Origin of the sequence: Shewanella sp. N2AIL (genome assembly GCF_022690845.1) — a bacterium.
Lineage (GTDB): Bacteria > Pseudomonadota > Gammaproteobacteria > Enterobacterales > Shewanellaceae > Shewanella > Shewanella baltica.
In genome coordinates this window covers 1-11867 of record NZ_JALBYT010000034.1, presented here as the reverse complement: position 1 = coordinate 11867, position 11867 = coordinate 1, and the positions used below count along the sequence as shown (strand labels likewise).

Below are 11867 nucleotides of genomic sequence, written 5' to 3'. Positions count from 1 at the left end.
GGCTGCACACTTTGGTACTGCCATCTGAAATAATAATTTTTATTATTTCAGCCTGTTAAGGCTTCATTGTGAGGTCGTCCCTGTTCCCCACATTGATAAGTAAGCACATCCTCGGGCAAATTAATCAGTTAATTGAATATTTATGATGAAATGTCCACGTTATTTGGTTTTGATGTAAAACACAAAATAAGATAATTACAGGGTAATTGCTGTTCTAACCCTAGGTTACTTAAGGGCTTTGTGGCAAACTCAATAATCAGAATATTCGGTTATCTATCTAGAGGGAATTGGATTAGTAATGGTCAACCATAACGCGAGCATCAATAAAGCAAAGTTAACCGAAACAGACATCATCACAAAGTTCATCATGCCTGCGGTAAAAAATGCGGGTTGGGATGATATGACGCAAATTCGCCAGGAGGTGAAGTTACGTGATGGTAAGGTGATTGTTCGGGGTCAAATGGGCATGCGCACAACGGTTAAGTCAGCCGACATTGTGCTCTACCATAAACCGAGTATGCCGCTGGCGGTGATTGAGGCTAAAGCGAATAAGCATGAAGTCGGTAAGGGCATACAACAAGCACTCGATTATGCTCATTTGCTCGATGTTCCCTTTGTGTTTGCCTCTAACGGCGATGGTTTTATCTTCCACGACAAGACCAAACTAGGCACCCCAGAGGCTCACAACCTTGAATCCGAAATCCGTTTAGAAGATTTTCCTAGTCCTGAAGAACTCTGGGCAAAATATTGTATTTGGAAAGGTTATACCGCAGCGCAGTTACCTATCATTAACGAAGCCTATTACGATGACGGCACGGGTAAGCACCCGCGTTATTATCAGTTGCAAGCCATCAATAAAACCGTTGAAGCTATCTCATCGGGTAAAGATCGGGTATTGCTGGTGATGGCAACGGGCACAGGTAAAACCTATACAGCGTTTCAAATCATTTGGCGGTTATGGAAATCCCGCGCCAAGAAACGCATCTTATTCCTCGCTGACCGTAATATTTTGGTCGATCAAACTCGCATAAACGATTTTCAGCCCTTTGGCACATCGATGACCAAAATTACTGGCCGCACAGTCGATCCTGCTTATGAAATCCATCTAGCACTTTATCAAGCACTGACTGGCCCTGATGAGAGTCAAAAAGCGTTTAAACAAGTCGCTCCAGACTTTTTTGACCTGATCATTATTGATGAATGTCATCGTGGCAGTGCCAGTGACGACAGCGCTTGGCGCGAAATTCTGGAGTATTTCAGCAGTGCCGCACAAGTGGGCTTAACCGCAACACCAAAAGAAACCGATGAGGTCTCTAATTCTGATTATTTTGGCGATCCGCTTTACACCTATTCGCTCAAAGAAGGTATCGACGATGGTTTCTTAGCGCCTTATAAAGTGGTTCGTGTGGATATTGATGTGGACTTACAAGGCTGGCGACCTACAAAGGGCCAAATCGACAACAATGGCGAAGTGATCGAAGACAGGATCTATAACCAAAAAGACTTTGACCGCACTATGGTGATTGATGAGCGTACTCAGTTGGTGGCCGAAACCATCACGAACTACCTTAAACGCACCGATCCTATGGGTAAAACCATTGTTTTTTGCAACGATATTGATCATGCCGAACGGATGCGACGCGCACTTGCCAATCTTAACCCTGAGCAAATGGCGAAAAATGACAAATACGTTATGAAGATCACGGGTGATGATGAACTCGGCAAAGCCCAGCTGGATAACTTCATCAACCCTAAAAAGGCCTATCCGGTTATTGCGACCACCTCAGAACTCATGACCACAGGTGTCGATGCGAAAACCTGTAAGTTAGTGGTGCTCGATCAAAATATTCAATCCATGACCAAATTTAAGCAGATCATCGGTCGCGGCACTCGAATAGATGATAAATACAATAAGTTATGGTTTACCATTCTGGATTTCAAAAAGGCAACCGAGTTATTTGCCGACGAACGTTTTGATGGTACCCCTGAAAAAATCATTAAAGTGACGCCTGAAGACATTGAAGATGAAGACGTGGATATTGATGCCGCTGATGATGAACCAAACGAGGAAGATGTTCAGGGGGACATTCAAGATGAGCAACAAGGCGAAGGCCAAGACAACACCAAAAATGATCCTCAAGGCGATGGCCAGGATAATGATAAATGGGATGAAAGTGAATGGGACGAAGGCGAAACCCGTAAGGTCAACAAGTACCGCGTATCTGGCGTGACAGTCAGCAAAGTTGCCGAGCGGGTGCAGTATTATGACAGCGACGGCAAACTGGTCACTGAATCCTTTAAGGATTACACCCGTAAAACCATGGCGAAACAGTTCAGCTCCCTTGATGAGTTTGTCAGGCGTTGGAATGACGCCGACCGTAAACAAGCGGTCATCGATGAGCTGGCGCAAGAGGGGATTATTTGGTCAGCACTTGAGGATGAAGTGGGCAAAGACATGGATCCCTTCGATATGATTTGCCATGTCGTGTACGACCAACCGCCGTTAACCCGTGCCGAGCGCGCCTCAAACGTTAAAAAACGCAATTATTTCACTAAATATTCCGACACGGCCCAAGCCGTACTCGAGAATTTATTGGTAAAATACGCCGATGTGGGCGTGCAAGAAATTGAAAATCTGCAAGTGCTTAAAGTTCAGCCATTTAATGATATAGGCAGTTTAAGTGACATCATCAAAAAAGGCTTTGGTGGCAAACCCCAATACGAACAAGCCATTAGTGAGTTAGAAGCCGAAATCTACCAAATTGCACAATAATCAGCCTAATAAGCAGGTTAGATAATGCCGTGCGTGCTTTGGTGCGTTTTACTTACAACTAAAAAATAAGCGTTAAGCATTAAAAACGAAAAGAGAAATTTATGTCTATCAGTTCAGCCGTTAAATCCATTCAAGACATTATGCGTAAAGATGCCGGCGTCGATGGCGATGCCCAGCGACTAGGCCAAATGTCTTGGTTACTGTTCTTAAAAGTATTCGATGCCCAAGAAGAGCAGTTAGAGCTAGAACTCGATGATTACAGTACACCTATCCCGAGTGATTTTTTATGGCGTAATTGGGCTGCCGATAACGAAGGGATCACAGGTGACGAGCTGCTTGAATTTGTGAATGATGAGATATTCCCTGATCTTAAAAATCTCACCGCCCCGATAGATAAAAATCCCCGCGGTTATGTGGTAAAAGCGGCGTTTTCAGATGCCTTTAACTACATGAAAAACGGCACGCTACTGCGTCAAGTCATCAATAAACTCAATGAAATCGACTTTACCGACTCAAAAGAGCGGCATTTGTTTGGTGATTTGTACGAGCAAATCTTAAAAGACTTACAAAGCGCGGGTAATGCAGGCGAGTTCTATACTCCGCGTGCCATCACCAAGTTTATTGTGGCCGTAACAGACCCAAAACTTGACGAGTCGATTATGGATCCGGCCTGTGGCACCGGCGGCTTTTTGGCCTGTGCCTTTGATCATGTTAAAGCCAATTACGTCAAGACAGCGGATGATCACCAAACTCTGCAACAGCAAATTCATGGGGTAGAGAAAAAGCAATTACCGCACTTACTGTGTACCACCAACATGATGCTGCACGGTATTGAAGTGCCGGTACAAATTAAACACGGCAATACCTTAAACAAACCGTTATCAAGCTGGGATGAAGATATCGATGTCATCATCACCAACCCGCCTTTTGGCGGCACCGAAGAGGACGGGATTGAAAAAAACTTCCCTAGCGAGTTCCAAACCCGCGAAACTGCCGACTTATTCCTGCAGCTGATTATCGAAGTGCTTGCCCCTGCAACAAATGGCAAGGGCGGCCGCGCAGCCGTGGTATTGCCCGATGGCACCTTGTTTGGTGAAGGCGTTAAAACCAAAATTAAAAAAATGCTGCTCGAAGAATGTAATCTGCACACCATAGTGCGTTTACCTAACGGCGTATTTAATCCTTACACTGGCATTAAAACCAATATCCTGTTTTTCACTAAGGGCACGCCGACTAAACATGTCTGGTTTTACGAGCATCCCTACCCAGCAGGGGTGAAAAACTACAACAAAACCAAGCCCATGAAGTTCGAAGAGTTTGAGACAGAACTCGCGTGGTGGGGCGATGAAGCCGATGGTTTTGCAGCGCGGGTCGAAAACGAGCAAGCGTGGAAAGTCTCCATCGACGACATTATTGCCCGTAACTACAACCTTGATATTAAAAACCCCCATGTGGGCGAGGTGGTAAGTCACGATCCGCAAACCTTGTTAGCCGATTACGCTAAACAACAAGCGGATATTCAAGCCTTGCGTGACCAACTCAAAGGCATCTTGTCTGCGGCATTATCTTCCCCTACACAATTATCAGACGGTGAGGGCAAGTAATGGCTGATTTATCCATACCAAACGCTCACGATCGCAATATCGAATCTTCGCCAACGTCTGAAAATTTAATTACCACGCACCTTGATATTTGGACGACCGCCATTGAGCAAAAGTCCTCAGCAGGCCGCGGTAGTTCTAATAAATTTTCGCTTTATGGCATTAAAAAACTGCGTGAATTGATTTTAGAACTCGCCGTGCGCGGTAAGTTAGTGCCACAAGACGCGAACGATGAACCCGCGTCAGTATTGCTAGAACGCATTGCTGCTGAAAAAGCGCAATTGGTGAAGGAGGGCAAGCTTAAAAAGCAAAAGCCGTTGCTTGAGATTGGTGAGGATGAAAAGCCGTTTGAATTGCCGGAAAGTTGGCTTTGGGTTCGATTAAATGAAATTGCTGATTATAATGGTAGGCCAAATATTGACCCAGTGAAAATTGATAATGAAACTTGGTTATTAGATTTAGAAGATATTGAGAAAGATACCTCAAAATTAATTTATCGAGCTAAATATTCTGAGCGTGATTCTAAATCTAGCAAGTCCACCTTTAAAAAAGGTGATGTTTTATATGGGAAATTACGTCCGTATTTAAACAAGGTTATTGTTGCTGATGATGATGGTATTTGTACTACAGAGATTGTTGCAATTGTACCAAGTGAAGCTATTTATGCAGAATTTTTAAAATATTTATTAAAGTCACCAACGTTTTTAAATTATGTAAATTCATTAATGTATGGCGTTAAGATGCCAAGACTGGGGACTGAAGATGCTTTACAAAGTGTGCACTCTTTACCTCCACTCAAAGAACAACACCGCATTGTCGCTAAAGTCGATGAGTTGATGAGCTTGTGTGACGCCCTTGAAGCGCAAACCGAAGCGAGCATTGCGGCACACCAAACCTTAGTTGAAACCCTGCTCAATGCGCTGCTACTGCCACAAACGGCTGCTAATACTGCAAGTCAATCTAATGTCAGTCTTGAACGGCCTTTTACAAATAGCTTTGTTAAGGATTGGCAACGTGTTGCCGAGCACTTCGACACCTTATTTACTACTAGTGCCAGCATCGATACGCTAAAGCAAACCATCCTCCAACTCGCCGTGATGGGTAAGCTAGTCAAACAAGACCCTAATGACGAACCTGCAGCCAAACTATTAGAGCGTATCGCCAAAGAAAAAGTCCAGCAGATCAAAGAGGGGAAAATCAAAAAGCAGAAGCCACTGCCAGCAATCACAGATGAAGAAAAACCGTTTGAACTGCCTCAAGGGTGGGAATGGTGCCGATTGCCTGATTTAGGTGAATTAGCTAGAGGAAAATCAAAACATAGACCTCGTAATGACCCCAAATTATACCAAGGTGGTAATATTCCTTTAGTGCAAACAGGAGATGTTGCTCGATCGTCGGGCATTATAGGAACTTATACGGCACAATATAATGAGTTTGGTCTTGCACAGAGTCAGCTTTGGCCAAAAGGAACCTTGTGTATCACGATTGCTGCAAATATTGCTGATACAGGTATTCTTGGTTTTGATGCTTGCTTTCCTGATAGCGTTGTTGGCTATACACCGTTTAATTTCAGCATACCAACTAAGTATTTTGACTACTTTATAAGGACTGCTAAGTCAAATTTAGAGCGATTTGCACCTTCAACGGCACAAAAGAATATTAACTTAGAAATATTAAGCCAAGTATTAGTGCCATGCCCGCCCGCACAAGAATTCCAGAGGGTCGTAGATAAAGTTGATGAGTTAATGGCACTGTGCGACCAACTCAAAGCCCGTTTAGCGGATGCGCAAACCACCCAACTGCACCTCACCGACGCCATCGTCGAACAGGCCGTTTAAACTATGGCAATTATTAACAAGGATGTGATCGCCGTTAAAGGCATTATGGAAATGGCGTTGGAGATCCCTGATTACCAGCGCCCCTATAAATGGCAAGCTGAGCATGTCAATCAGCTATTCGATGATGTGATGCATCATAGTGAACAGGCAGCCTATCGACTAGGCACTCTGGTGTTATGTCGCGAGCAACATAGTAGGAAGTTTGATATCGTTGATGGTCAGCAACGTTTACTCACTTTGACGCTGTTCATTGATGCCTTGTATCGGGAATTAGCACTAACATCATCAGCAACTTCTGCAACATCAAGATCAACGCCGCGACCGCTTAAGTTGGGTTTACTGTCTACCCAATTTAGCTCACCTGAAAGTATCAAAAACCTGTCGCATAATGCGGCGCTATTGCAGAGTCGGGTGCGGCGCTTAACCTTTGACGAGCAAAATAAACTACTCGGATTTTTGTTGGGGCAATGTGAGCTCATTTGTATCACCTTGGATAACCTCAGCGAAGCATTTCAGTTTTTTGACTCACAAAATGCCCGTGGTAAGCCACTTGCGCCCTATGATTTACTGAAAGCTTATCATCTGCGTGAGATAGGTATTCAAGACAAACATGCTGAGGCGGGGTGTGTTGAGGCATGGGAATTAGCAGCAACGTCTGTTGAAAATAATCAACCTTCACTGTTACAAGTTGTAATGTCTAATCACCTTTACCGCCTGCGCCGATGGGCTCGCGGGCAATCTGGGCGCACATTTACGAATCAAGAGATTGAGGTGTTTAAAGGGGTTAACCTTGCCGATACAGTATTCCCCTTTGTTGATCGTTTCAGGGCCGCTAATTATGCCGTGGATCTCTACAACGCGGATCCCGCGCGGCAGTGGGATTTGAACCAACGTCACTTCCCATTTCTGATTGATCAAATCATGGTTAATGGTCGACGTTTTTTTGAATATATTCATTATTACATCGCGCTTCATCACCGTTTGTTTGTACAAGTTCATCCCGTCTTACAGCCTGTACTTGAGGTGCTTAATCATTATCCGGGAAAACATCGAACCGGTGATGGTTATGTCCGCAATCTGTTTGAATGTGCCGTGCTCTTTTATGTTGATAAGTTCGGTGAGCATTCTCTTGAACAAGTGGTGTGGTTGTGTTTTTTCTGGAGTTACCGCATCAGGCTTACTCATCATACTGTTCAGCTTATCACCGTTGATAATGCTGGCAGTGGGCAAGGTAAGTTTGATGCAGGGCTGATCCAAGTGATTGCTAATGCGCTGCATCCTAAAGAAGTATTGTCATTTATGGTACCAATGTTAAGCGCTAACGATCTAGATGGTAATCAAACACAAGTTGAAGATTTACTCGAATGCTTCAAAGCGAAAAGGTATTTTATCGATGCCCAATAATCCAGATATTACCCCGTTGACTGTGGCTGAGCTGTTCAGCCAAGGACATTATTTTATCCCTATTTATCAGCGTAACTACGCTTGGGGCGAGCCTGAAGTTAGACAGTTACTGCAAGATATTCTTGATGAATCGCGTAGAGCTAAAAACAGTCGTCATCCAGCAAGCCAGTATTACATTGGTAGTTTAGTTGTCGATAAAAGGGGCGAAGGTCAGTTTGAGACGATTGACGGTCAACAGCGCCATACCACTTTGTGTGTGGTGTTATCTGCATTAAAAAACGAGTTTGCTGATAGCATAAATCAGCAAAGTTGTTTAAACGTTAAAGCAACCGAAGATACACCTTTTCAAAAGCTTAGCTCGCTATCGCTTAATTTATCATTTACCAATCGTAAACGGTCGACCAGTACGTTAGCCTTATTAGCACAGGGGATAACGACTGGCTGTGAACAGGCCTCTATGCATGGGGCTTATGATGTTGCGGTTCGTTTTTTTGAAGAGCATAAGCAGGAGTTATGCACTCTCACGGATTATTTGTTGAACAATGTGGTTATTTTGCGCGTTGCCGTTCCTAAAGGAACCGATCTTAACCATTATTTTGAGATTATGAATAACCGAGGTGAGCAACTTGAAAAGCACGAGGTGCTTAAAGCTAGGCTGATGCGGCCTCTGGGTATCGATGAACGTAAAGTGTTTTCGACGATTTGGGATGCCTGTGCCAGTATGGACAGATATGCTCAACTCGGTTTTGAGAAAAGTTTGCGCTGCACCTTGTTTGGCGCTAACTGGGATCAACATCCTGTTGATTTTGAATCAATCAGGCAAGAAATGGTGAACTCTGATAGCCCAGCGCCATTAGTTAGCTTGGAAGAGATAGTTCAACATCCAGTATTGCAAGACAAGAAAGAAAACCCAGTTAATGACGATTCTGAACAATATGCTTCAATTATTAGTTTTCCTAACTTTTTACTGCACGTGTTGCGCATTACCCATGTAAGCCATATTGATACGGATGTGCCATTAGACGATAAGCGGTTATTGCTCGCGTTTGAGCGGTTTAGCAATCGTACTGATGAGGATATAGCAACGTTTTCCCGTGAATTTGTCATGAATTTGCTAAGATGTCGGCTATTGTTTGATCGTTATATTATTAAGCGAAAAAATGATCTCGACTGGAGTTTGGAACAGTTAAAACCGAATGAAACAAGGCATCATTATGTTTCCAGTGGTGGCGATTTTAATCAACAGTTGATTATGCAGTTGTCTATGTTCCATGTTTCCTTTCCTACACAGGTGTATAAACACTGGTTAAGTGCGGTGTTGTATTATTTGCTAAAGCAGCATCAACTCGGTGAGTTTCGCATTAGTCAATACCCTGCTTTTTTAGATCAGTTGAGTAATAAATTTTTCTATGGTCGTTTTGGCAAGCAACCCATTGAGTATTTTGATATTTGTTTTGAAGATGTTATGCCAGAAAACGACTTTGATCATCATAACCTCAAATTAGGAACGCATATCCAGAATTTTATTTTTAATCGCCTAGATTATCGCTTGTGGCGTAAATTGAAAGATGGTCATGAGTTTGATGTCGATATGGACTTTGTAAAGTCATTTTTAGATAAGTTCCGTTTTACTTTTAGAACGTCAGTGGAACATTATTTTCCGCAGCATCCCATAGCGGGTGAACCGATGGACGAGTCGATACTCCATAGCTTTGGTAATTTATGTTTGATCAGCCATAGCGATAATTCCAAATTTAGTAATAACGATCCCGCCACCAAAAAAAATCAGGTAAAGGATAAGTTGAACCGAGAACAATTGGCTGAAAGCCTCAAGCTGGTCTTTATGATGAGTTATGAACACTGGGATCCAGAAAATCAACCAGCGATGATTCAACACGAAAAGATGATGGTTGATGTCCTATGTTCTTAGAGGGTTTATTTACGCTGAGATGAGATACGAAGTGGTTTAAGCTTACTTAATTGCTGTAAGCGAATCTTTCTCGATCAATTCAATGGATCATGTTTACCTTTACTGATGTTTATCTTAAGAATTTAGCGTGAGTGCACTTTTTTAGGCGTAACGAAAATGGTTGAATGAGTTAACCTTGTTCGCTGCTGGGATTAAGTGAATTTTGTTAGTTAAGTGACACTCAGCATGTTCCTCAAAAAGTGATTTACTGATGCTAATGCTTAAGTGCTGTCCTTTAATATCGCGATGAAGATAGATATATCAGCTGAAAATTGTAGCTTGGAAAATATCCAGAAGTGGATTGATGCCTTAAAACGTTTTTCCCCGAAGCGTGTTAAACCAATCACTCAATAAAGAGTTCAGATTGGATCTCTGTTGTTCATTTACTGCAGTCTCAACGACTGTTTACTTAGTAAAATACAGTTTACTTTTAAACGATTACGGTAAAGTAGTATTTACCAATCTGACTTGGCCTATTATTTTGACATTTGGGTTTTGGTAAATTATTGTTTACTCTAACTGGTTTATGGTGAAGAGTAATTTTCTATGGGAAGGAATAAAATTCAAGTTGGCACTGTTGCTAGTGCTGCACTAGCTCATTTCGCCACTCTGCTTTCAATCCAGCGTAAGGAAAAGAAAATCACAGTAGAAGAGCTGTGTTCACGAGTTGGGGCATCTAAGCCCACTATGATAAAGATTCTTAAGGGTGATCCGTCTGTAAGTATCGGACTTTACTTCGAAACTGCTTGGGTGTTAGGTGTTTCCTTATTTGAACCCGATGAAAATCGGTTTGCTATTAAACATAAAACAAATGCGAAAATAGAAGCACTGCTGCCTAATCGAGTGAGAAGGAAAAAGGTAATTTTGGATGACGACTTCTAGTAACCAATGCTTCGTTTGGAAATGGCTTAGAGGACGTTCAGAACCTGTGGTAGCCGGTAGACTCACTATTGATGAATCTGGCCAACATTTTACCTATGGTCAGTCTTACTTGAAGCGCCCAGATGCAGAGCCAATTTACTCACATGAATTACCGCTTTCTGCTGGTACTATGCAGCCAGTTCAAGGTATGTCTATATTCTCATGCTTGCGTGATGCAGCTCCTGATGCTTGGGGACGTAGGGCCATTATTTCTCGGCTGATGAGCAAAGGCTACGATGCTGAGTTTAACGAAATGACGTATTTGGTGCATTCTGCTTCAGACCGGTTCGGTTCTCTCGACTTTCAAGAATCGGCCACTGAGTATGTTGATCGTTCTACTGATGCAGCCACGCTTGAAGAGTTATATCTGGTATCTGAAATCGTCGCTCAAGGTAAGAAAATCCCGTTGGATTTGGATAAAGCACTTATGCATTGTACATCGCTGGGAGGCGCTCGTCCGAAAGCGATGATCACTGCTGGCGAAGTTAAGTATATTGCTAAGTTTTCATCCCAAAATGATACTTACGAGGTTGTCTATTCAGAATACGTAGCCATGAAGTTAGCTAAGTTAGCTGGACTCAATGTGGCCGAAGTTGTATTAAAAAAAGCATTAGGCAAGGATGTTCTTCTTGTTAAACGATTCGATAGAGAGTTGATTGGTGGTATTTGGTGTCGTCGCTCTATGGTGTCCGGACTGACAGTTTTAGGCTTAGATGAAGCATGGGCTAGCGAGGCTTCTTATGTAGACCTAGTAAACGTTATGAAGCAGTATTGCATCGCATTTGCCTCTGATAGCCAAGAGCTATTTGCACGAATGGTATTTAACGTGCTGATCGGCAATACGGATGACCATGCTCGCAATCACGCTTTCTTTGTCGAAGGGGATAAAATATCTCTATCACCTGCTTATGATATTTGTCCACAAAACCGTAGCGGTGCGGAGGCGAATCATGGAATGAAGCTATTCGACAATTCAAATTTGTCTCTGTTATCACTTTGTCTGAAAGCAGCACAAAGCTTCAATATTAATGCCGAAAAAGCAGAAGAAATTATTAGTTCGCAAATTAATACGATTATCCAAGAGTTTGAATCCGTGTGTAACGAAGTAGATGTCCCTGAAGTAACGCGAAAGTTACTTTTCAAACGTGTGATATTGAATGACTACATATTCAATGAAATGGAACTTTAGATGAATCTAGACAAGGCATTTATGCTTAAAGCATTGGAAGTATCTCGGGCTGCTCTGCCTGAGTGCCAACCTAATCCTCCGGTAGGTTGCGTTCTCGTTCTAGGCGGGCAAGTCATTGCCGAAGGATTCACACAGAAAATTGGTGGCAACCATGCTGAGGTCGAAGCGATTA

General features: G+C 42.8%; 7 protein-coding genes and 1 pseudogene. All 8 read left to right on the top strand.

Going from position 1 to position 11867, the window contains the following annotated elements; translation table 11 throughout:
• The first annotated feature begins 298 nt into the window (after positions 1-298).
• Positions 299-2773 (top strand): DEAD/DEAH box helicase family protein, encoded by a 2475-nt coding sequence (locus MO387_RS17180; protein WP_242326429.1) that lies wholly within the window; start codon positions 299-301, stop codon positions 2771-2773.
• 101 nt (positions 2774-2874) lie between these two features.
• The gene (locus MO387_RS17175) at positions 2875-4377 is read left to right on the top strand and encodes a type I restriction-modification system subunit M (protein WP_242326428.1); all 1503 of its coding nucleotides are present in this window, start codon (positions 2875-2877) and stop codon (positions 4375-4377) included.
• The gene (locus MO387_RS17170; RefSeq protein WP_242326427.1) at positions 4377-6212 is read left to right on the top strand and encodes a restriction endonuclease subunit S; all 1836 of its coding nucleotides are present in this window, start codon (positions 4377-4379) and stop codon (positions 6210-6212) included. Before MO387_RS17175 ends, MO387_RS17170 begins: the two co-directional genes overlap by 1 nt.
• A 3-nt stretch (positions 6213-6215) precedes the next feature.
• Positions 6216-7616, top strand: coding sequence for a DUF262 domain-containing protein (locus MO387_RS17165; protein ID WP_242326426.1), 1401 nt, complete (start codon positions 6216-6218; stop codon positions 7614-7616).
• Complete coding sequence (locus tag MO387_RS17160; RefSeq protein ID WP_159049131.1) at positions 7606-9546, top strand: DUF262 domain-containing protein; 1941 nt, start codon at positions 7606-7608, stop codon at positions 9544-9546. The genes MO387_RS17165 and MO387_RS17160 overlap by 11 nt, the downstream gene beginning before the upstream one ends.
• 585 nt (positions 9547-10131) lie before the next feature.
• Positions 10132-10467, top strand: coding sequence for a helix-turn-helix transcriptional regulator (locus MO387_RS17155; protein ID WP_106649799.1), 336 nt, complete (start codon positions 10132-10134; stop codon positions 10465-10467).
• 46 nt (positions 10468-10513) lie between these two features.
• Positions 10514-11695 (top strand): HipA domain-containing protein, encoded by a 1182-nt coding sequence (locus tag MO387_RS17150; RefSeq protein ID WP_242326425.1) that lies wholly within the window; start codon positions 10514-10516, stop codon positions 11693-11695.
• Positions 11696-11867, top strand: a pseudogene (locus MO387_RS17145) (riboflavin-specific deaminase); the annotation flags it as partial.

What these genes read in the sequence shown, in the direction of transcription:
- MO387_RS17155 (WP_106649799.1), top strand. Translation starts at nt 10,132, where the DNA reads ATGGGAAGGAATAAAATTCAAGTTGGCACTGTTGCTAGTGCTGCACTA.
- MO387_RS17170 (WP_242326427.1), top strand. Translation starts at nt 4,377, where the DNA reads ATGGCTGATTTATCCATACCAAACGCTCACGATCGCAATATCGAATCT.
- MO387_RS17175 (WP_242326428.1), top strand. Translation starts at nt 2,875, where the DNA reads ATGTCTATCAGTTCAGCCGTTAAATCCATTCAAGACATTATGCGTAAA.
- MO387_RS17180 (WP_242326429.1), top strand. Translation starts at nt 299, where the DNA reads ATGGTCAACCATAACGCGAGCATCAATAAAGCAAAGTTAACCGAAACA.
- MO387_RS17160 (WP_159049131.1), top strand. Translation starts at nt 7,606, where the DNA reads ATGCCCAATAATCCAGATATTACCCCGTTGACTGTGGCTGAGCTGTTC.
- MO387_RS17165 (WP_242326426.1), top strand. Translation starts at nt 6,216, where the DNA reads ATGGCAATTATTAACAAGGATGTGATCGCCGTTAAAGGCATTATGGAA.